Annotated in this window: 20 protein-coding genes; 13 read left to right on the top strand and 7 right to left on the bottom strand. The window is 63.4% G+C overall.

Features of this window, described 5'->3' with window-relative positions; translation table 11 throughout:
• Positions 1–14: 14 nt before the first annotated feature.
• From V5B59_RS03025 to V5B59_RS03015, 3 genes are read right to left on the bottom strand one after another with little or no spacing between them, the layout of a single operon-like run.
• Positions 15–662, bottom strand: a complete 648-nt coding sequence (locus V5B59_RS03025) for an energy-coupling factor ABC transporter permease (protein WP_034914258.1) — start codon at positions 660–662, stop codon at positions 15–17.
• Positions 663–694: 32 nt separating this feature from the next.
• A complete protein-coding gene (locus V5B59_RS03020; protein WP_169070252.1) occupies positions 695–1,627 on the bottom strand; it encodes an electron transfer flavoprotein subunit alpha/FixB family protein in 933 nt (310 codons plus the stop codon).
• A 2-nt stretch (positions 1,628–1,629) separates the two neighbouring features.
• Positions 1,630–2,379: an electron transfer flavoprotein subunit beta/FixA family protein gene (locus V5B59_RS03015; RefSeq protein WP_169070253.1), complete on the bottom strand. Its 750-nt coding sequence runs from the start codon at positions 2,377–2,379 to the stop codon at positions 1,630–1,632.
• 224 nt (positions 2,380–2,603) lie between these two features.
• Here V5B59_RS03015 and V5B59_RS03010 point away from each other — a divergent pair, with 224 nt between their 5' ends.
• Positions 2,604–3,188, top strand: coding sequence for a TetR/AcrR family transcriptional regulator (locus V5B59_RS03010; RefSeq protein ID WP_034912238.1), 585 nt, complete (start codon positions 2,604–2,606; stop codon positions 3,186–3,188).
• A gap of 20 nt (positions 3,189–3,208) precedes the next feature.
• Here the strand turns inward: V5B59_RS03010 and V5B59_RS03005 are convergent, their stop codons facing one another.
• Together V5B59_RS03005 and V5B59_RS03000 are read right to left on the bottom strand one after the other, a co-directional pair.
• A complete protein-coding gene (locus V5B59_RS03005) occupies positions 3,209–3,652 on the bottom strand; it encodes a PilZ domain-containing protein (protein ID WP_034912233.1) in 444 nt (147 codons plus the stop codon).
• Between the two features lie 91 nt (positions 3,653–3,743).
• On the bottom strand, positions 3,744–6,590 hold the full coding sequence (locus V5B59_RS03000; RefSeq protein WP_169070254.1) for a TOTE conflict system archaeo-eukaryotic primase domain-containing protein: 2,847 nt from the start codon (positions 6,588–6,590) through the stop codon (positions 3,744–3,746).
• A gap of 361 nt (positions 6,591–6,951) precedes the next feature.
• On the opposite strand from V5B59_RS03000, the gene V5B59_RS02995 reads away from it, so the two are divergent.
• Positions 6,952–7,299, top strand: a complete 348-nt coding sequence (locus tag V5B59_RS02995; protein ID WP_034912222.1) for a hypothetical protein — start codon at positions 6,952–6,954, stop codon at positions 7,297–7,299.
• A 40-nt stretch (positions 7,300–7,339) separates the two neighbouring features.
• On the opposite strand, the gene V5B59_RS02990 is transcribed toward V5B59_RS02995, so the two are convergent.
• The gene (locus V5B59_RS02990) at positions 7,340–8,272 is read right to left on the bottom strand and encodes a FecR domain-containing protein (protein WP_169070255.1); all 933 of its coding nucleotides are present in this window, start codon (positions 8,270–8,272) and stop codon (positions 7,340–7,342) included.
• A 125-nt stretch (positions 8,273–8,397) separates the two neighbouring features.
• Between V5B59_RS02990 and V5B59_RS02985 the strand changes: the two genes are divergently transcribed.
• The 6 genes from V5B59_RS02985 (at position 8,398) to holA (ending at position 14,887) form a co-directional block, all read left to right on the top strand.
• Positions 8,398–8,982, top strand: a complete 585-nt coding sequence (locus tag V5B59_RS02985; RefSeq protein WP_169070256.1) for an RNA polymerase sigma factor — start codon at positions 8,398–8,400, stop codon at positions 8,980–8,982.
• The gene (locus tag V5B59_RS02980) at positions 8,979–9,770 is read left to right on the top strand and encodes a hypothetical protein (RefSeq protein ID WP_034913993.1); all 792 of its coding nucleotides are present in this window, start codon (positions 8,979–8,981) and stop codon (positions 9,768–9,770) included. Before V5B59_RS02985 ends, V5B59_RS02980 begins: the two co-directional genes overlap by 4 nt.
• A 62-nt stretch (positions 9,771–9,832) precedes the next feature.
• Positions 9,833–10,642: a hypothetical protein gene (locus V5B59_RS02975; protein ID WP_034913996.1), complete on the top strand. Its 810-nt coding sequence runs from the start codon at positions 9,833–9,835 to the stop codon at positions 10,640–10,642.
• Between the two features lie 89 nt (positions 10,643–10,731).
• Complete coding sequence (gene leuS, locus V5B59_RS02970; RefSeq protein ID WP_169070257.1) at positions 10,732–13,347, top strand: leucine--tRNA ligase; 2,616 nt, start codon at positions 10,732–10,734, stop codon at positions 13,345–13,347.
• A gap of 11 nt (positions 13,348–13,358) precedes the next feature.
• Complete coding sequence (lptE, locus tag V5B59_RS02965; RefSeq protein WP_034913999.1) at positions 13,359–13,871, top strand: LPS assembly lipoprotein LptE; 513 nt, start codon at positions 13,359–13,361, stop codon at positions 13,869–13,871.
• Positions 13,872–13,882: 11 nt separating this feature from the next.
• Positions 13,883–14,887 (top strand): DNA polymerase III subunit delta, encoded by a 1,005-nt coding sequence (gene holA / locus V5B59_RS02960; RefSeq protein ID WP_034914010.1) that lies wholly within the window; start codon positions 13,883–13,885, stop codon positions 14,885–14,887.
• A gap of 20 nt (positions 14,888–14,907) precedes the next feature.
• On the opposite strand, the gene V5B59_RS02955 is transcribed toward holA, so the two are convergent.
• Positions 14,908–15,153, bottom strand: a complete 246-nt coding sequence (locus V5B59_RS02955; protein ID WP_034914014.1) for a hypothetical protein — start codon at positions 15,151–15,153, stop codon at positions 14,908–14,910.
• A gap of 115 nt (positions 15,154–15,268) precedes the next feature.
• Between V5B59_RS02955 and V5B59_RS02950 the strand changes: the two genes are divergently transcribed.
• From V5B59_RS02950 to V5B59_RS02930, 5 genes are all read left to right on the top strand, one after another.
• Positions 15,269–16,525: a glutamate-5-semialdehyde dehydrogenase gene (locus V5B59_RS02950; protein WP_169070258.1), complete on the top strand. Its 1,257-nt coding sequence runs from the start codon at positions 15,269–15,271 to the stop codon at positions 16,523–16,525.
• Positions 16,526–16,725: 200 nt separating this feature from the next.
• Complete coding sequence (locus tag V5B59_RS02945; protein WP_169070259.1) at positions 16,726–17,298, top strand: chalcone isomerase family protein; 573 nt, start codon at positions 16,726–16,728, stop codon at positions 17,296–17,298.
• A gap of 73 nt (positions 17,299–17,371) precedes the next feature.
• Positions 17,372–17,806: a methylated-DNA--[protein]-cysteine S-methyltransferase gene (locus tag V5B59_RS02940; RefSeq protein ID WP_169070274.1), complete on the top strand. Its 435-nt coding sequence runs from the start codon at positions 17,372–17,374 to the stop codon at positions 17,804–17,806.
• Complete coding sequence (gene xerD / locus V5B59_RS02935) at positions 17,793–18,707, top strand: site-specific tyrosine recombinase XerD (protein WP_034909957.1); 915 nt, start codon at positions 17,793–17,795, stop codon at positions 18,705–18,707. Before V5B59_RS02940 ends, xerD begins: the two co-directional genes overlap by 14 nt.
• A 157-nt stretch (positions 18,708–18,864) precedes the next feature.
• On the top strand, positions 18,865–19,575 hold the full coding sequence (locus tag V5B59_RS02930; RefSeq protein ID WP_211203376.1) for a Crp/Fnr family transcriptional regulator: 711 nt from the start codon (positions 18,865–18,867) through the stop codon (positions 19,573–19,575).
• The last annotated feature ends 2 nt before the right edge of the window (positions 19,576–19,577 follow it).

The raw sequence follows: 19,577 nt of genomic DNA, 5'->3' as shown, positions 1-19,577 counted from the left end.
TTTCTTTCGGGAAACTACGCATCCTCAAAATCTGCCAGCAAATCCGGCCGATAGACGGTAAACAGGGTGGTGAACATTCCCGACAACCAGGCTTCGGAAAAGCCGAGCAGAACAAAATACGGGAGATACTCATCGATCAGATAGTCGCTGGTATAGGCTCCGGCCAGCGTCAGCAGCAGGCACGAGACCACACCCACAGCCATGACGGCCAGCGCCGCAGCGAAGAAGCCCTTGCAAAAGATATAGACAAACATGTGGCGCGGCAGCAACCGCTCGACCAGTCGGTGCAGCCCCTCGCTGACGGCCACGCCGACCCCTGCCATGAGCAGGGCGTTGACCGCAAAAACCTCGCCGCCGGCGGTGCCGTTCAGACTCACCCCGGCCAGGACCAGGCAGAGGCCGATGAACGCCAGCGGCCATCCGAAACACAAGGTAAACAGCGTCGCGCCAAGCAGGTGCAGCGAAAGGCCGGGTTTGACCCCGGCCTGCAGATGCCAGAGCAGGGTCAGCGCGACGATCATCGCCAGAAAGGCGTGCAGACGGGTACTATCGGCCAGCACCCGCCACGGCGCCCGCCTCGCTGCCAGCCAGGCGAATGCGGCGAACAGCAGCCAGGCCAGCAAGGTCCAGCGACCGTCGAGCAGTCCGTCCGGCAGGTTCATGCTGACCGCGCAGCCTCAGTCTCCGGCAAGGTTCAGCCGAGGGCTGCCTGCAGTGCCGGCAGGACTTCGAAGAGGTCGCCGACCAGCCCGTAATCGGCGACCTGAAAGATCGGTGCTTCAGGGTCCTTGTTGATGGCCACAATCACCTTGCTGTCCTTCATTCCGGCCAGATGCTGGATGGCACCCGAAATGCCGACCGCGATGTAGAGCTGTGGCGCTACGATCTTGCCCGTCTGACCGACCTGATAGTCATTCGGAGCATAACCGGCATCGACCGCAGCACGCGAAGCACCGACGGCAGCAGCGAGCTTGTCGGCCAGGGGTTCGAGCAATTTGTGGAAATTCTCGTTGCTGCCCATGCCGCGACCACCCGAGACGATGACCTTGGCGGCGGTGAGTTCAGGACGCTCGGACCTGGTCAACTCGCGGCCGATGAGCCTGCTCTGGGCCAGTTCGGGGCCGGCAGCGAGATTCTCGACGCTGGCCTTGCCCTCCTCGCCAGCCGCTTCGAAAGCCGTCGCACGCACGCTGATGACCTTGATCGGGTCGGCCGACTGGACGGTAGCGACGACGTTACCGGCATAGATCGGGCGCTGGAAAGTGTCGGCGGAGACGACGGCGATGATCTCGGAGATCTGCGCCACGTCGAGCAGGGCGGCGACGCGTGGCAGGAAGTTCTTGCCGCTGGTGGTCGCAGCAGCCAGCAGGTGAGAATAGGCCGCAGCCTGAGCCACGACCAGCGCAGCAAGATTCTCGGGCGACTGTTCGGCGTAGGCGGCAGCGTCGGCGACCAGCACCTTGCTCACCCCGCTGATCCGCGCCGCCGACCCGGCTGCGGCTGCACAGGCGCTGCCGGCGACCAGCAGGTGGATGTCGCCACCGATCCGGGTCGCGGCAGTGACGGCATGGAGCGTTGCCGCCTTGATCGAGGTATTGTCGTGCTCAGCAATAACGAGAATGGCCATGGTCAGATCACCTTTGCTTCAGTCTTGAGTTTCATCACCAGATCGGCGGCATCGGCCACCTTGATACCCGCCGTGCGTTTCGGTGGTTCGGCGACCTTCAGTGTCTTCAGGCGCGGCGTGACATCGACGCCGAGCGCCGCCGGGTTGGTCGTCGCGAGCGGCTTCCGTTTGGCTTTCATGATGTTCGGCAGGGTCGCGTAGCGCGGCTCGTTGAGGCGCAGGTCGACCGTCAGCACGGCAGGCAGCGGCACTTCGACGGTTTCCAGACCGCCGTCGATTTCGCGCGTGACCGTTGCCTGCCCGGCAGCGACGACGATCTTCGAGGCAAAGGTCGCTTGCGGCCAGTTCATCAGACCGGCCAGCATCTGCCCGGTCTGGTTGGCGTCGTCGTCGATCGCCTGCTTGCCGCACAGGACCATCTGCGGCTGTTCGTTCGCGCACACCGCCTTGAGCAGTTTGGCAACGGCCAATGGCTGCAATTCCCCATCACTCTGAACGAGAATGCCGCGGTCGGCGCCGATGGCCATCGCCGTGCGCAGGGTTTCCTGGCAATTGGCCACCCCCGCTGAAACCACCACCACCTCCGTGGCGATACCGGCTTCCCTGAGGCGCACCGCCTCTTCGACGGCAATTTCATCGAAGGGATTCATCGACATCTTGACGTTGGCCAGATCGACGTCGCTCGCGTCCGCCTTGACGCGCACCTTGACGTTGTAATCCACCACCCGTTTGACTGGTACGAGGATCTTCAATTTTTCTCTCCTTTATTACTGCAGCGTAATCGATAGCAATCGCGATCCCGGCAGGCCGCGTTTGACATTGCCGAATTCTCACCGGACAATAGGCCATACCTAGTCGTATGGATGGCGTACGGTACCGTATGGAGTGATGGCTGTCAACACCATAGCCCGCGGTAGCGGAGCGTGAAATAGTAATATTGCCTCAGCCGCGTGATTCAGGAAAGGACCACATGACGATGAAGCACAGAAGTACCCGGCCACGGGCAGCACTCGACCGCAACGAGTGGGTCGAAGCAGCCATCGCGGTGCTCGCAGAACAAGGCGTGCAAGGCATGCGGATCGAGGTTCTGGCGAAGGACTTTGGCGTCACCAAGGGCAGTTTCTACTGGCACTTCAAGGACCGCCAGGACCTCTTCAATGCCGTTCTGACGACCTGGCGAGATGGTCGCATCCGCGACATCAACAAACAGACCGTGGCGACGCCCGGCAAGGAGCACGAGCAACTCCTGCACCTGATCGAGGTCTACGGCGCCACGCGCAACCACAAGGGGATCTCGATCGAGCTGGCAGTACGCGAATGGGCTCGCCGGGACGCCCAGGCCGCCGCCGTGGTCGAGGAAGTCGACAACTGCCGTCTGGAATCCACCCGCAAACTGTTCCTTGCCCGCGGTCTTGCCGACGACGAGGCGAAGAGCCGCAGCCTGCTGCTCTACGCCTATGTGTTCGGACAGAGTCTGATGGCCTGTGAGAGCTACGACCCGAGGCTGAGCGACTTCAAGCGCTGGATCGCAGGACTGATCGTCAAGGAATGCAAGGAATAGCGCCCGTCGGGGTGCGAAGATCAGTGGCTACTGCCCAGCGATGGAAACTGTGCGGCGTAACGCGCGATCCATTCCAGCGCTGCCTCTTCCCCGTCCAGCACCCGTCCTTCGCTGCGCAACACTTCCTGGCGATAGTGCTCGATCTGGCAAATCTGTTCGACCATGCGCGCGGCGAAGACATCTGCGGCTTCCTGGAAACGAATACCGACTTCGTAGTCCCGGCCATCGCGACGGCACCACACTACCGAACCCGCCGCGCGGAAAGCCGGCTGGACGATCGGGATGGTGAGTACGACCCGGGCTCCGACGGTCAACGGGTGCCCTGAACGACACGCCAGTCCGCCAAGGCTGACGTCCTTCAGCCGCCGCGGCGCACCCTGACGCAAACCTTCGGCATTGATCTCGATCGGAATATCCGCCGGATGGCGCAGATAACTGCGCCAGGCCAGTTGTGCCGCACCCATCTGCAAGCCCTCCTGAAATTTGGACCTCGACCGGTAGCCAGAAAAACGAATGCTTCGTCGAACTGCACTGTATCTGCGCAACAGGGAGCGGTCAATCGCAGCGCGAGGCCGCTGCAAGCGGTGCAGCGCGTATCCGGTGAGCCAGGGTGCGCAGGATGGTATCGAGGATATCGCCGAGATGCTTGCCGACATCTTCGGCAAGGAAGCGCAGCACGAAATAACCGCTCTCCTGCAAGAGCGCGTCCTTGCGCCGGTCGCGGCGATAGGCTTCGGGGTCGCACAGGTGTTGCGCACCATCGATCTCGATCACCACCCACGCCTGTGCACAAAGCAGGTCCACCTCCATTCGACCCTGTCCGTCAAAGGGTATCGGCAATTTGACGTTGAGAGAGAACTTTCCTGTGGTCTCGGGAAGCGTCTCGAGCCGATGGTAGAGAAAGGCTTCGCTGGCGCTGCGCGCCCACTCCGCACCTTGCGTTTCCACAGCGAAGGCGCCAACGGCGTGAACGAACCGCTTGCCCAGCGGCGCGTCCACTCCGTCACAAACCAGCCGCCGAACACTGGCCGCATAATCCTGTTTCCATTCCGGATCGACCGGCAGCAGCACATCGGATGGCCAGCCCGGCACGGCGCTGGCTGGTAGCAGGACATGGTAGCCGAGAGATTCGTAGCCCCGGCATCGCCGGTCGAACATCCGCGCCAGTAGGGGCGCATCGAGGTCAACATAATCGTAGATGCGAACCTCGCGCTTGCTGTCGTGCAGCCGATGCAGGCGGCCGGCGTATTGGGCAATCGTCCCACGCCAGGAAACCGGCAGCGTCAGGAACAAAGTGTCGAGACGGGCATCGTCGAAACCCTCGCCGACATAGCCGCCGCTGGCCAGCACGACGCGCTCCTCGGTCTCCGGGATGGCCGCCAGTTGGCCAAGCGCCTGTTGCAGCGACTTCCGGCCCATGCCACCGCGCAGGACGATCAGGTGACGCACCGCGGACGAAAGTCGCGCCGCCAGCTCTTCGAGGTGAGCGATGCGTTCGCTCAGCACCAGCGGCGAGCGTCCCGCGCGCACGGCCTGCGTGACGTCGTCAACGATCAGGCGGTTGCGGCGGTCGTCAGCGATCAGCGCCGCATAGAGATCGTGAAACTGGACCCGCAGGTCGGGGTCTGCCGGCAGGGGCGGGCGGAACCCCGTCGGAAGCGCCCAGACGCTGTGGGTAAAAGGCCGCCCGGCAGCCTCGTCTTTTGCGTTGACGCGATGGCGTACCGGCCCGCATTGCATGCAGACGATCGGATGATGACCGTCCTTCCTGGTCACCGTCGCCGACAGGCCCAGTATATAGCGGCCTTTCGCCCGCCGGGCCACCTGTTCGAAGCTGCTTGCCGGCAGGTGATGACACTCGTCGACCACCAGATGGCCATATTCGCCGACGCGGTCATCGACCACGCCATGCCGGACGAGGCTCTGGATCAGCGCCACGTCGAGGATCCCATTGGGCTTGTTGTGGCCGCCACCGATGCGGCCGATGGCCTGGACCGGCAACTCCAGGAAGGTCGACAAACGTTCCACCCACTGTTCGAGCAGTTGCTGGCGGTGTACCAGCACCAAGGTACTGACGCCGCGCCGGGCGATCAGCCACGCGGCGACGACGGTCTTGCCGAACGCCGTCGTCGCCGCGAGAACGCCATCATCGTGCGCCGCCAGGGCGTCTGCGGCAAGCTGCTGCGCAGGCCGTAGCGTGCCATGAAAAGAAACCGCCAGCGGCACGCCTGGATTGCGGTCGTCGCGGATCAGGGTTTCGATGCCGAGGCCGGAGAGCAAGCCCAGCAAATCGTCGAGGCAGCCGCGTGGCAGCGTGATATGCAGCGGATGTTCCTCGGCGCAGGCGATGATCCGCGGCTTGCCAAAGGTCGGCAGGCGCATTGCCTGTGCGCGGTAGAACTCGGGATTCTGGAACGCAGCCAGCCGCAGCAGGCGATTGCGCAGGGACGCTGGCAACGCCTCCTTGGGCACATAGATCTCGTTGCCGAGTAGCAATTGCAGGCGCTCGGGCAAGGGGCCGGCAATCGGCGATGCAAAGCGCTGGCGCGACGGCGGCGCGTGCCAGGGTTGCTGGCGATCCGCATCCTCCTCGTCGAGCGGCGGCATGCGCACCCCGAGCAGCTGACCGCGGCTATCCGCTCTGCGGACAATACGTTCTGCGTCAGTGCGTGCGATTTTCCGCACCGCCGAGAGAAACGCCCATTGATCCGGATGGGGGGTCAACTGTTCGTCGACAAAGACGCTATGGCCGCGTTCGCGCGGACGCTTCTGCAGCGGCAACGCGATCAGGTTCCCGAAGCCACCCCTGGGCAAGGTGTCCTGGTTCGGAAAGAAGCGGTCGTAGGAAGCGAGGCCGATCTCTGGTCGTCGTTGCATCGTTTCGGTGAGCAGGTACGCCCCGAGATTCCTGGCGAGAACGGCCGGAACCGCTTCCTCAAAGAACAGCCAGAGGTGAGCTCCGTTGCCCGATCGGGATCGTTCTAACACCGCGGGAAGCTCCATCTGGCGGCAGCTTTCGAGAACGGCACCGACGTCCTCCTGCCAGCTTCGCTGGTCGAAGTCGGCCGCGAGAAAAAAGCAGGTCTCATCGAGCAGCATCGGGTAGATGCCGATCACGAACTCGCGGCCAGCAGGATCCTGGCCGGCAAGATGTTGGCGGATCGTCGCATCAGTCACCGGCAGAAACCGCCGCTGCGGACAGTCCTGGCACCTGAACGCCCGCTTGTCGCACACTCCCGTCACCCACTCGTTGGCACAGGCGGGGCTGTAGCCGGACTTGCCGGTCTGGCGATTTTCGAAACGGCGCAGGTAAACGTCGTCCCTGCCTCGGAACAAGGACCGGAACAGGGCGATCTTGGCTGCGACCGGGGAATGCTGGGAGATCCTGGTTTCCGCGTTCATGCCAATTCCTCATCGGGGGTGCCTGGATCAATCGTGTTGTGGCTTTCTTCACGGCGCGCCGCGGGTGGCAGTGATAGCGTGTAGTCGGATCCAAAGGTTGGCGAGGTGCTGAAAAAGGGGATGCTGACCGTTGGTTCGGGTGTCCCTGCCGGTGGAAAGGCGTTCAATATTTCCATGAGGAGGCCGTTGTTATTGATAGGAGCTTCCGCTAATGGCTTGACCGAGAAATTTGAAAGAAAAGCCTAACTTTCCGGATGGACAACCCTTATAATGATGCTGCGCTGCAACAAAACTCCGGCTCACGAGGTCGGGGTTGACGGCTTACAGTGCCTGGCATCCCCAGTTTTTCAGGAGTACTTGTATGAGAGCACCAAAAATCTTGCCGTGGATCGCCCACAAGACGGGTATTAGCGAGGAGCTTGCGCTGAAACTTTGGCGCCGTGCGGCTGGAGAAGCCGAAATCATCGCCGGCTGTTGCAACAGTTCGGACTATTACCGCCTGGCCGTGGAGCGTTTCATCGACTTCGCGGAAGCCGAGGGCACGTCCTCGGTGGTGCGTCAGACGACCGGGTCCAGGACTTGTGTTTCCTGGTTGTGGCGTCACCAGAACCGGATCTCGAAACTGAACATGATTGCCGTTGAAAACATCGTCAGGCTGGGTGTGGCCAACTGGACCGGCGTGTTCTTTGGTCCGCGGCACCTTGCCTGAGAAGCATGGCTGCGAGCAGGCCAGCAGCATCAGGCGTGCATCAGTGATGCACCACGATCGGCAAGGCAATCTGCAGCGACTGCGCAATTTGCGCCGCCAATGCGGCAGCATCGCTCTGCGTCGGCAGTTGCGTGAGGCGAACGGTGTAATCGTAGCCGCTGCCGGCAGTTGCTCGCGGCATGATCCGGACCGGGTAGCCGGCGGCGCGGGCGCGGTCGTACAAGGACAAGGTTGCTGCTTCGTTATCGAGCGTGGCCAGTTCGACTGCCCACCTGCCGCTACGCGTGGCGTGGCGGCTGGCGGCCGGCAGCGTGCCGGTTGGCACGGCAAGGGGCGGCGCAGTCGGTAGGGCGGTCTGTGCGGCCAGCAATGCGAGATCGCCGGCAGTGATCGCTTCGACCGGCGTCGGTGCTGCCCCTTTCGGAGCCAGATAGCAGCTTGGCCCTGCGTCCATCTGCTGTGCCTCTGCCAGTGGATGCAGTACCGCAATACTTCCCTCCAGCAGGCAGATACGGTCCCCTTGCGCATCGGCTCTGCCCCAGACATCGGTTCCGCGAATTCCTGCAGTGAGCGTTCCCACGCGCAGATTGACGGCGCGTTGTCGATGATACCTGGCGAAGGCGCCGGTGCTGAAGCGCACAGCGCCTTGCTGGACATCGAGAGCGGCCGTAAATACCTGTTCCGCACGTACGCCGAGCGCGTTCAGGTCGAGCTGGCTGTCGGCAGCCATTCCAACCGTGCTGCCATCGCCCAGCCGAATTCTGACCCGGGCCGCGGGGCCACTGATCACCCGGTCCCGATTCTGCAGGACCATCCCTGGCGTCAGTTCCTGCCGGACGCCGCGTCTTTCGAGCCAGGCGGGCATGAGCACTCCGTCGACGATTGCGTCGGCTGCCGGTCCTGCGCTTGCTGCCTGCGGCAGCAGACTCCCGGCGAGCACGGCGAAAAGAGTGCAGATGCGATGCCTGTTCATTGATGCTTCCTTGCGACCACGAGAAGGGGGGAATTCTAACATCGCGCCAAGTCCGTTCGCCTGCCGTGTCAACCTGAGCTGCGGTACCGGCTTGCGTTTGTCCGCACAACGGCTAGACTGCCGCAATGCAAGCAGACTTGAGCGACGAACGACTGATGCTGGCCTATCGTGCGGGTGATGCAGATGCGTTCACAACGCTCTATCGTCGTTATCGCGGCTCGCTCTATCGCTATCTGGCGCAGCAATGTGGTGACCCGGCGGTGGCCGAAGATCTGTATCAGGAGACTTGGATCAAGGTGGTCCATGCCCGCGCCGACTACCAGCCACTGGCCCGCTTCTCGACGTGGATATTCCGGATCGCGCGCCACCGGCTGATCGATCACTACCGCAAGCATGCGCCGCAAGTGCTGGCGCAGTTGGCGACGAACGCTGACGACCCGGATGCGCTTGATGACCTGATTGCCAGCCTGCCGGCTCCCGGCCATGAGACGCCGCACGCCTTGCACGAGCGGCAGCATACGGCACAACGGATCAACCTGGCGCTGGCCGCCTTGCCGCCTGCCCAGCGCGAAGTCTTTCTGCTCGCCGAAGAGGGTGGGCTGACCCTGGAGGAAATTGCCGCCGCTACCGATAGTGGCCGTGAAACGGCCAAAAGCCGGCTACGCTATGCGCTGACCAAACTCAGACACTCGCTGCAGGACCTGTTATGACCGAGCCGCACCAGGATTTTCCGAGCGATCCGCAACTCTCGCGATTCTATCGAGAGTATGCGACTGACGAGCCGTCGAGCGCTGCGGACGAACGTATTCTCGCTGCGGCGCGGGCAGCGCTTGCCGAACCGCCAGCGAACGCACGCCGCGGCGCCTGGTGGCAGCGCTGGCGCACGCCGCTGGCTCTCGCCACGACGCTGCTGCTGACCATTACCCTGGCTTTGCTGCAGGAGCGGCAGCCCGGCGGTCTGCCGGCGGAACCGAGCCTGCAGCAGGAAGCCGCGCCAGCGCGAAGTGCAGCGCCGAGTCATGGCGTCCGCGAGCAGACGGGTTCCGCTGCCGCACCTGAACCGGCCAGGCCAGCCGCGCCATCTCCGCAGCCCGGCGAAACGCGCGCCAGGTTGGCAAGGCCCTCGGTCAGTGCTGGCGAGAGCGATCGTCCATCGAAATCCGACATCGTTGCCGAACCGGGGCTAGCCGCAGCCCCGCCGGGCAAGTCCTTGTCCGCCGCGGTACCAGCGGCACCGGCAGTGCTGGACAGCGCTCCGTCGCCCGCTGCCACGATCGGCGACAGCCAGGCGGCAAGGCGTATCGACTCCGCTCCTGCAGCCGGGCGGGCGGCGGCGCCGGCACTGGCGAAGACCGAAAACGGCCGCAGCGCCAGCGTCTGGCTCGATGAAATCCGTGCATTGCGGCGCGAAGGCAAGACCCGGGAAGCCGAACGGCAATTGCAAGAGTTTCGTCGGGCGAACCCGGATTACCCGCTACCGGAAGATTTTCGTCAATGAATTGACCCCGTTTACCGGCGGCAGGCGTTTACGAGGTCATCACCTCATTCAAGGAGATCGTCATGAAAAAACTCGCCGCTCTGTTCGCTGCCCTGCCGCTGGCCGGCTGCATCAGCATCGCCGACGCCGGCAGCCTGGTCGATGTCGGCATCATCGACCGCAGCAGTGGTCAGACGCTGGAGGCCTATCGCCACCACGGCCGCCTGTACGTGGTCGGGACTCCCGGCAACCGCTACGCGGTGATGTTGCGCAACAAGAGCAGCGGTCGTGTCCTGACCGTGCTCTCCGTGGACGGCATCAATGCGCTCAGCGGCCAGACTGCCGCCACCTCGCAGTCGGGTTATGTCCTGGTGGCGCGACAATCGGCCGAGATCTCCGGCTGGCGCAAGAGCATGGACGATGTCGCCGCCTTCTATTTCACCAGCGTTGCCGACAGCTACGCCGGCCGTACCGACCGCCCGCAGAACGTCGGCGTGATTGGCGTCGCCGTCTATCGGGAAGCCGAGCCAATGCCGCCACCGCAGGTCACGATGCAGTCGCGGGAGCGCGACGACGCTCCTGCTGCCGATAGCGCGACGTCGAACGCCACGCCCAGGGCGGCTGCGCCGGCGCGTGCGGAAGCATCCGGCAAGCTGGCGGAGAGTCAGCCGAGTCGCCTGGGCACCGGTCACGGCGAACGCATCAGCGCGCCGACGCAATACACCGAGTTTCGCCGTGCCAGTGACCAGCCATCCGAGATACTGACCATTCATTACGACAGCTACAGCAATCTGCTCGCCCAGGGCATCATTCCGCGGCCCCGGCAGCAGCCGACGCCGAATCCGTTTCCGAACCCCTTTCCGGGTGGCTTCACGCCCGACCCGCGGCACTGAGCCGATTGCTTTACGGTAGCGGCCAGGCCAAGCCAAAGCGCGTATGCGTATAATCCGCGCTTCAGCCACTTTCTGGATCGTTACCAGCCATGCAGGAAAAGTATCAACCCGCGGACGTCGAAGTCGCTGCCCAGGACTTCTGGAACCATAGCGGCGCGGCGCGCGCCATCGAGGACGCAAGTCGGCCCAAGTACTACTGCCTGTCGATGTTCCCCTATCCTTCGGGCAAGCTGCACATGGGGCACGTGCGCAACTACACGATCGGTGACGTACTCGCGCGCTTTCACCGGATGCTCGGCTACAATGTCCTGCAGCCGATGGGCTGGGACGCCTTCGGCATGCCGGCGGAAAACGCCGCCATCCAGAATGATGTGCCGCCGGCGCAATGGACCTACGCCAACATCGACTACATGAAGACGCAACTCAAGCGTCTGGGTTTTGCGATCGACTGGGAGCGCGAAATCGCCACCTGCCGGCCCGAGTACTACCGCTGGGAGCAGTGGCTGTTCACCCGCCTGTACGAGAAGGGCCTGATCTACCAGAGACTGGGAACCGTCAACTGGGATCCGGTCGACCAGACCGTGCTGGCCAACGAGCAGGTGATCGATGGGCGTGGCTGGCGTTCGGGTGCGCTGATCGAGAAGCGCGAAATTCCGATGTATTACATGAAGATCACCGCCTACGCCGAGGAACTGCTGGCCGACCTCGACCAGCTCGACGGCTGGCCGGAACAGGTTCGACTGATGCAGAAGAACTGGATCGGCAAGAGCATCGGCGTGCGCTTCGCCTTTCCCTATCAACTCGATGGTCAGCCCGGCCAGTTGTGGGTGTTCACCACGCGTGCCGACACGATCATGGGCGTCACCTTCTGCGCCGTGGCCGCCGAGCATCCGTTGGCTGCCTACGCGGCGGCGCGCGACCCGCAGGTCGCCGCTTTCGTCGAGGAATGCAAGCAGGGTGGCGTCGCCGAAGCGGACCTGGCGACGATGGACAAGAAAGGCCTGCCGACCGGAATTTTCGTCACGCATCCGCTGAGTGGCGAACAGATCGAGGTATGGATCGGCAACTACGTGTTGATGAGCTACGGTGACGGCGCGGTGATGGCGGTACCGGCGCACGACGAGCGCGATTTTGCTTTTGCCAGGAAATACGGTTTGCCGATCAAACCGGTGATTGCCGTGGCGGGCGAGACCTTCTCGCTGGATGGCTGGCAGGAGTGGTACGCCGACAAGCAGCGCGGCGTCTGCGTCAATTCCGGCAAATACGACGGCCTGGATTGCAAGGCAGCCGTCGAGGCGATTGCCGCCGACCTCGCCGCCAAGGCTCTGGGCGAAAAGAAGGTCCAGTTTCGCCTGCGCGATTGGGGCATCTCCCGGCAGCGCTACTGGGGCTGCCCGATCCCGATCATCCACTGTGCGGCCTGCGGCGACCTGCCGGTGCCTGACCAGGACCTGCCGGTGGTACTGCCGGAAAACGTGACGATTACCGGTGCCGGTTCGCCGCTCGCCAGGATGCCCGAGTTCTACGAGACGGCCTGCCCCAGATGCGGCGGCAAGGCGAAGCGCGAAACCGACACCATGGATACCTTCGTCGAGTCTTCGTGGTATTTCCTGCGCTATTGCTGTCCGGACAATGATCGCGCGATGGTCGACGAGCGCGTGGCCTACTGGTGCGCGGGCGGCATCGACCAGTACATCGGCGGCATCGAACATGCCATCCTGCACCTGCTCTACTCGCGCTTCTGGACCAAGCTGATGCGCGACCTCGGCCTGTTTGGCGAGCACCGGCTCGGCGAGCCCTTTGCTCATCTGCTGACACAGGGCATGGTCGTTGCGCCGACTTTCTACCGCGAGGACAGCCACGGCAAGAAGCAATGGCTCAATCCCGCCGAGGTCGACGCCGTGCATGACGAACGCGGCCGTGCCAGTGGCGCGACGTTGCGCGCCGACGGGTTGCCGGTGATCGTCGGTGGCATCGAGAAGATGTCGAAGTCGAAGAACAACGGCGTCGATCCACAGGCGCTGATCGAACAGTTCGGTGCCGATACCGCGCGCCTGTTCATCATGTTCGCGAGTCCCCCGGACCAGTCGCTGGAATGGTCCGATGCCGGCGTCGAAGGGGCATTCCGTTTCCTCAAGCGGCTCTGGCGAATCGTCTACGAGCATGTCTCGGCTGGCCCGGTAGCGCCGGCCCCGGCTGCGCATTTGTCTACTGAGCTGCAGGGTCTGCGTCGGCAGTTACATCAGACGATTGGCAAGGTCGCCGACGATTATGGGCGGCGCAAGCAGTTCAATACCGCTATCGCCGCAGTGATGGAGTTGCTCAACGCCTATGGCCGCATCGCCGACGGTTCGGCCGCAGCGCGCGCCCTCAGGCAGGAAACGCTCGAAGCGGTGACGCTGATGCTCAACCCGATCGTGCCGCATGTCTGCGAAGCACTCTACGCGGCCTTGAGGCCCGGCCACACGCTCACCGGCCAGGCATTTCCGAAGCCCGATGCGAACGCGCTGGTGCAGGACGAAATCGAACTGGTACTGCAGATCAATGGCAAACTGCGCGGCAGCCTGCGGGTGCCGGCGGGTGCCGACCGGGCGAGCATCGAATCCGCCGCGCTGGCCTGTGAAACGGCACGCAAGCATCTGGCTGGCGCCGCACCCAGAAAGCTGGTCGTGGTTCCCGGTCGCCTGGTCAATATCGTCGCCTGAGAAAGAGCCCGATGCGTGCAGCGCTACCCTCCATAGGGCTCACCCTGGCCCTGGCATTGCTCGCCGCTTGTGGCTTCCAGTTGCGGGGTGCTTATTCGCTGCCCTACGAAAGTCTTTTCATTGCCATGCCCGACTATTCGGTGATCGCCGTCAGCCTCAAGCGCGCCATCCGCGCCTCGGGAACGACGCGCGTGGCGCTGACGGCGAGCGACGCACAGGCGACCCTGGTGCCGGGCGCCGAGTCCCGTGACCGGGTGATTCTCTCGGTCTCGAGCACGGGCCGCGTCAGCGAACTGCGTCTGCGTTACCTGTATCCCTATCGGATCACCGACAACAAGGGCCGCGACCTGGTCGCACCGAGCAACATCGAACTGGTCCGCGATCTCACCTACGACGACTCCAATGTGCTGGCCAAGCAGCAGGAAGAAACACTGCTCTGGCGCGATATGGAGAATGATCTGGTGCAGCAGTTGATGCGCCGGCTGGCGGCCAGCAAACCGGTATTTGCAGCGACTCCCGAGTAAGGTTGCCGGGCATGCATCTCAAGGGCGATCAGCTCACCGCGCATCTCGAACGCGACCTCCAGCCGGTCTACCTGGTTTATGGTGACGAACCCCTGCTGGTCATCGAAGCGGCTGATGCCATTCGCGCCGCAGCCCGCCGACATGGCTTCGACGAACGCGAAGTCCTTACCGCGATCGCCGGTTTCAACTGGAACGATCTCTACCACGCGGCAGGGAGCATGTCTCTGTTCGGTGGGCGCATGCTGATCGATCTGCGCGTCCCGACCGGCAAGCCGGGGCGTGAAGGCGCTGCGGCCCTGCAGGAGTATTGTGCGCGTCCCTCTCCGGATTCACTGCTGCTGGTGACCATGAACGGTATCGACTGGCGGGACGAGAAATCTGCCTGGATCAGCGCTCTGGCCAGCGCCGGGGCAGTGGTCAAGCTGCTCCCGCCGACGCTGGCCGAACTGCCGGCATGGCTTGCCGGCCGCCTACACCGCCAGCAGCAAAGCGCTAGCGCCGACGGTCTGCGTTTCATTGCCGAGCGGGTCGAGGGCAATCTGCTGGCGGCACATCAGGAAATTCTCAAGCTCGGCGTGCTTTACCCGCTGGGCGCCTTGAGTCTGGAGCAGATTCGCGAGGCCGTGCTCAACGTCGCCCGTTACGACCTCGACGGCCTGCGCGAAGCGATGCTCGCCGGCGATGTGGCGCGCCTGGCGCGCACCCTCGACGGCCTGCAGCAGGAAGGCGAAGCGCCGCTCCTGGTGCTCTGGGCGATGACCGAGGAAGTGCGCGTGCTGGCGCAGATCAGTGCGGGGCTCGCAAGACGCCAGCCGCTGGACGCGCTGCTCAAGGACGCCAGGCTGTGGGGCGCACGCCAGGCGCTGATCAAACGCGCGCTACAGCGGATCGACGGCGAGCGCGCCATGGCCGCACTGGTGCACGCCGCGCGCATCGACCGGATGATCAAGGGAATCGCTGCTGGCGATGTCTGGGACGAGTTCCGGCAACTGGGTCTGCATATCGCCATCGCCTGAAACACCGCGGCGCTGCAGCTTCAGCGGCGGTTGCCGCTTTCCGGGTCGGCAGCGTCCGGCGCCAGATGTTCCCAGGCGCAAGCATCGGTTTCCCTGCGCACGTCATTGAGCCCGTAGCTGCATTTGCTCTGTGCCAGGCATTCGCCCAGGCAATCCTCGCCGATGACCACCAGGCGCAACTCGGTATCGACCATCCGGGCACCATCCCAGTAGCTGCAGGTCGCGCAGACTTTCACTTCAGTGGGCAGTATCAGTTTCTTGTTCATGGTTAGCGCAGGAAAATGGCGATAGCGATAAGAGTGCATTCCTTTGCAGTGGTTCCGTTGACGCATGCGCGCAGTCGGTGGCTATAATCAATGCTTCTGCCAATAGAGAAGTCTCATGGACATCGAGCAGTACATGCAAACCGTCGGCAGCGATGCCCGCGCCGCATCACGGCTGATCGCGCGTGCCGACAGCCATGCCAAGAACACTGCACTCTGCCGAATTGCCACGGCGATCCGGCGCGAGTCCGACACCTTGCTTGCCGCCAATCACGATGATCTGGCTGCGGCACGTGCTGCCGGCCTCGAACCGGCCCTGCTCGATCGCCTGGCGTTATCGGCAAAGAGCGTTGCGGCGATGGCCGAGGGTGTCGAACAGGTCGCCGCTTTACCCGACCCGGTCGGCGAAATCAGTGATTTGAAGTTTCGGCCGAGTGGCATTCAGGTCGGCCGCATGCGCGTGCCGCTGGGGGTGATCGGGATCATCTACGAGGCGCGCCCGAATGTCACCGCCGACGCCGCGGCCCTGTGTCTGAAGTCCGGCAATGCCTCGATCCTGCGCGGTGGTTCCGAGGCGATCCGTTGTAACCGGGCGATTGCCACGCTGGTGCAGGAAGGTCTTGCCAGTGCCGGTCTGCCGGCCAATGCCGTGCAGGTGATCGAGACCACCGACCGCGCCGCTGTCGGTCACCTGATCAGGATGCGCGAATTCGTGGACGTGATCGTTCCGCGCGGCGGCAAAGGACTGATCGCGCGCCTGCTGGCCGAGTCCCGTGTGCCGATGATTCAGCACCTCGACGGTAACTGCCATGTTTACCTTGATGATGACGCCGACCCCGAGAAAGCGCTGCAGATCGTCGAGAATGCCAAGACGCAGCGCTATGGCACCTGCAATACCGCCGAGTCGCTGCTGCTGGCACGTTCGGTCGTTGCCCGCCTGCTGCCGCCGGTCGCCGCGATGCTGACGCAGAAGGGAGTCGAGATTCGCGGTTGTCCGGAAACCGTCGACCGCATCAGGGAGGCGAGGGCGGCAAGCGAAGAAGATTACGCCAGCGAGTTCCTGGCGCCGATCATTTCGGTCAAGGTGGTGGCCGGACTCGACGAGGCGATCGCGCACATCAATCGCTATGGTTCGCATCACACCGACGCCATCATCACCGAGAATTACACTTCGGCGATGCGCTTTCTGCGCGAAGTCGACTCGGCTTCGGTGATGGTGAACGCCTCGACGCGTTTTGCGGACGGCTTCGAGTACGGACTGGGTGCCGAAATCGGCATCTCGACCGACAAGATTCACGCGCGTGGCCCGGTCGGTCTGGAAGGGCTGACCAGCCAGAAATGGATCGTTCTCGGCAACGGCGAGGTGCGCGCCTAACGGTCATGGCTTTGTGAGACACCCCGGATGATGAAAGCCCTGACCGTTTCCCTCTCCCCCGACCACTCTCCCGCGAGTGGAGAGGGGAGATTCGTGAGTCGCTGACGCGACTTTCACGGTAACACTGCACTGCGGCGGCGGGCGGACGCCGTGGCCTGCTTGACCAGACCCGCCAGCGCATCTAACCAAAAGGAGACTCCATGAAACACCTGCTGATGGCGGCGCTTGCCGCCCTGTCCTTCCACCTCGCGGCAGCCGTTGAAGTTGCCGGCGTCAAGTTCGACGACAAGACGCGCGTCGGTACTGGCGAACTGGTGGTCAATGGCGCCGGCCTGCGCAAGAAGGCCGTCTTCAAGGTTTATGCGATGGCGCTCTACCTGCCGGAGAAAAGCGGTGACGCCGCGGCGGTGCTGGCCGCCAGGGGTGGCAAGCGGATTTCGCTCAGTCTGCTGCGCGACCTCTCGGCGCAGCAGTTTGTCGAAGCCCTGCAGGAGGGCGTCGCCAACAACCATTCGGAAGCTGAGATGGCGGGCCTCAAGGATCGCCTGAAACAGTTTTCCGATACCCTGCTGGCCGCGGGAGAACCCAAGACCGGCACCAGCGTGTTCATCGACTGGCTGCCGGAGACGGGCACACGACTCACCATCAATGGTCAGGTCAAAGGCAAGGACATCGCCGGCGAGGATTTCTACAAGGCGCTGCTGAAAATCTGGCTCGGCAACAAGCCGGTCCAGGATGACCTGAAGCAGGCGCTGCTCGGCAAGGTCTCCTGAGGCGCTGCAGGACGCCGCGGTGCACACCCGGGTCGATCCGGCCGAACCGGCCTTCCAGGCGATCATCAGCGCAATGACGTTCAGCCTCGGCGTGTGCTGCGACGAGCAGGAAATTCATCACCTCGCCTTTCTTCCGCCAACGGACGAGGTCGCGCCGCAGAATGCGCTCGCCGCGGAAGCGGCGCGCCAGTTGTGCGCCTACCTGGCGGACGCCGAATTCCTCTTCGTCTTGCCCTTGCGCCCAGCAGGCACACCTTTTCAGCGCCGTGTCTGGCAACAGATCGCGGCCATTCCGACGCACCATACCCGCAGCTACGGCGAGATCGCACAGGCACTGCACAACGCACCGCGAGCGGTTGGTCAGGCCTGCGCTGCCAATCCCTACCCGGTGGTCGTTCCCTGCCATCGAGTTCTGGCGGCGGGCGGTGGATTGGGCGGCTTTGCCCGTCAGACCGACGGTTTTCTGCTTAACGTCAAGCGCTGGCTGCTGGCGCATGAAGGCTGCTGAGGCCAATCCTGGCGATCTCGCCGAGATCGATCGCTTCTGCGACACCTTATGGCTGGAGGACGGACTCGCCAGGGGTTCGCTCGACAGCTATCGCAGCGACCTGCTGCAACTGGCGAACTGGCTGGCCGAGCAGCAACTGGGCAGCCTGTGCAGCATCGACGAAGCGATCCTGATGCGTTTCGTCGCGACGCTGTCGCAAACGCTGCGCGCTTCCTCGCAGGCGCGTTATCTGTCGACGCTGCGCCGCTTCTACCGGCACCAACTGGCACAGGGCCGGCGCAGCAGCGATCCGACGCTGAAGATCGCCATGCCGGCGCAGCCCTCGCGGCTGCCGAAAGTGCTCTCCGAAGTCCAGGTCGAGCGCCTGCTCGCCGCACCCCTGCTCGACACGACGCTCGGTCAGCGTGATCGGGCGATGCTCGAAACGCTCTACGCCACCGGCCTGCGTGTCAGCGAACTGGTCGGCCTCAAGTTGCACGAACTGCATCTCGACATGGGCGTGCTGCGCGTTTTCGGTAAGGGCAGCAAGGAGCGCCTGGTGCCGCTCGGTGAGGAAGCGTGCGACTGGCTGCGCTGCTATCTGGGCGACGGCCGGCCGGCGCTGCTCGCAGGACGCCAGAGCGACGAGGTATTCGTGACTGCGCGCGGCTCGGCGATGACCCGGCAGGCTTTCTGGCAGTTGATCAAGCGCTACGCGCTGCAGGCCGGGATGGATCCTGCCCGCCTGTCGCCGCACGTGCTGCGGCACGCCTTTGCGACACATCTGCTCAATCATGGTGCCGATCTGCGCGTCGTGCAACTGCTGCTCGGCCACTCGGACATCTCGACGACGCAGATCTACACCCATGTCGCTCGCGAACGGCTCAAGGTCCTGCACGCCCAACACCATCCACGCGGCTGATCAACCAGCAATTCTCATATCGAAGCGGAAATGGGACTCGCCCAATACTTTCGATCGCACCCTTTGTCGCCACTTTGCTTCGAAAACTGGCGAAGTGCCTTATAATCGCGGCGCAAGCCCTTGATAGAAATCACTTCACTTGATGAAAGAATGGCCCATGAATACTGCCGTCGAGCAACCCCGGAGAGGACCCAGCCTGACTTTGCTGCACAGCATTCCGATCTTTGCCGGAGTTCCCGATGCACAACTCGAACAGATCGCCAAGGTCGCTTTCCATCGTCGGGTGCCACGCCAGACCACCATCGTCCGCGCCGGCGACAGCACCGATTCGCTCTATGTGCTGATCAGCGGCGGCGCCAAGGTGCTCAACAGCGACGAAGAAGGACGCGAAGTGATTCTGACCCTGCTTGGCCCCGGGGAGTTCTTCGGTGAAATGGGGCTGATCGATGGCAGCCCGCGTTCGGCCGATGTCATGGCGACCGAAACCTGCGAATTGCTGGTCATCACCAAGAACGACTTCAAGCGTTGCCTGGCCGAGAATTTCGACCTCTGCCTCAATATCATGAAGAGCCTCGTGCAGCGTTTGCGCGAAGCCGATCGCAACATCGAAAGTCTGGCTCTGCTCGACGTCTACGGCCGCGTCGCCAAATTGCTGATCGATTTCTCCGAGGAAGAGCGCGGCGAGCACGTGATCCGGCGACGGCTGACCAAGCAGGATATTGCCAAGATGATCGGTGCCTCGCGTGAGATGGTCAGTCGGGTCATGAAGGATCTCGAGAATCGCGGCTACTTCCGGGTCGAAGAAGGCCGGATCGTCATTCTCGAAAAACGCCTGCCTTCCCCGGCAAGCCCCGCTTCCCAACCGTAACC

Source organism: Candidatus Accumulibacter contiguus, from assembly GCF_036625285.1.
Lineage (GTDB): Bacteria > Pseudomonadota > Gammaproteobacteria > Burkholderiales > Rhodocyclaceae > Accumulibacter > Accumulibacter contiguus.
Note: the sequence above shows the minus strand (reverse complement) of the source record. Positions and strands in the feature narration are given on the sequence as shown.

Excerpts from the sequence above, each read along its gene's own strand:
- V5B59_RS03025 (WP_034914258.1), bottom strand. The coding sequence starts at position 662 with ATGAACCTGCCGGACGGACTGCTCGACGGTCGCTGGACCTTGCTGGCC.
- V5B59_RS03020 (WP_169070252.1), bottom strand. The coding sequence starts at position 1,627 with ATGGCCATTCTCGTTATTGCTGAGCACGACAATACCTCGATCAAGGCG.
- V5B59_RS03010 (WP_034912238.1), top strand. The coding sequence starts at position 2,604 with ATGAAGCACAGAAGTACCCGGCCACGGGCAGCACTCGACCGCAACGAG.
- V5B59_RS03005 (WP_034912233.1), bottom strand. The coding sequence starts at position 3,652 with ATGGGTGCGGCACAACTGGCCTGGCGCAGTTATCTGCGCCATCCGGCG.
- V5B59_RS03000 (WP_169070254.1), bottom strand. The coding sequence starts at position 6,590 with ATGAACGCGGAAACCAGGATCTCCCAGCATTCCCCGGTCGCAGCCAAG.
- V5B59_RS02995 (WP_034912222.1), top strand. The coding sequence starts at position 6,952 with ATGAGAGCACCAAAAATCTTGCCGTGGATCGCCCACAAGACGGGTATT.
- V5B59_RS02990 (WP_169070255.1), bottom strand. The coding sequence starts at position 8,272 with ATGAACAGGCATCGCATCTGCACTCTTTTCGCCGTGCTCGCCGGGAGT.
- V5B59_RS02985 (WP_169070256.1), top strand. The coding sequence starts at position 8,398 with ATGCAAGCAGACTTGAGCGACGAACGACTGATGCTGGCCTATCGTGCG.
- V5B59_RS02980 (WP_034913993.1), top strand. The coding sequence starts at position 8,979 with ATGACCGAGCCGCACCAGGATTTTCCGAGCGATCCGCAACTCTCGCGA.
- V5B59_RS02975 (WP_034913996.1), top strand. The coding sequence starts at position 9,833 with ATGAAAAAACTCGCCGCTCTGTTCGCTGCCCTGCCGCTGGCCGGCTGC.
- leuS (WP_169070257.1), top strand. The coding sequence starts at position 10,732 with ATGCAGGAAAAGTATCAACCCGCGGACGTCGAAGTCGCTGCCCAGGAC.
- lptE (WP_034913999.1), top strand. The coding sequence starts at position 13,359 with ATGCGTGCAGCGCTACCCTCCATAGGGCTCACCCTGGCCCTGGCATTG.
- holA (WP_034914010.1), top strand. The coding sequence starts at position 13,883 with ATGCATCTCAAGGGCGATCAGCTCACCGCGCATCTCGAACGCGACCTC.
- V5B59_RS02955 (WP_034914014.1), bottom strand. The coding sequence starts at position 15,153 with ATGAACAAGAAACTGATACTGCCCACTGAAGTGAAAGTCTGCGCGACC.
- V5B59_RS02950 (WP_169070258.1), top strand. The coding sequence starts at position 15,269 with ATGGACATCGAGCAGTACATGCAAACCGTCGGCAGCGATGCCCGCGCC.
- V5B59_RS02945 (WP_169070259.1), top strand. The coding sequence starts at position 16,726 with ATGAAACACCTGCTGATGGCGGCGCTTGCCGCCCTGTCCTTCCACCTC.
- V5B59_RS02940 (WP_169070274.1), top strand. The coding sequence starts at position 17,372 with ATGACGTTCAGCCTCGGCGTGTGCTGCGACGAGCAGGAAATTCATCAC.
- xerD (WP_034909957.1), top strand. The coding sequence starts at position 17,793 with ATGAAGGCTGCTGAGGCCAATCCTGGCGATCTCGCCGAGATCGATCGC.
- V5B59_RS02930 (WP_211203376.1), top strand. The coding sequence starts at position 18,865 with ATGAATACTGCCGTCGAGCAACCCCGGAGAGGACCCAGCCTGACTTTG.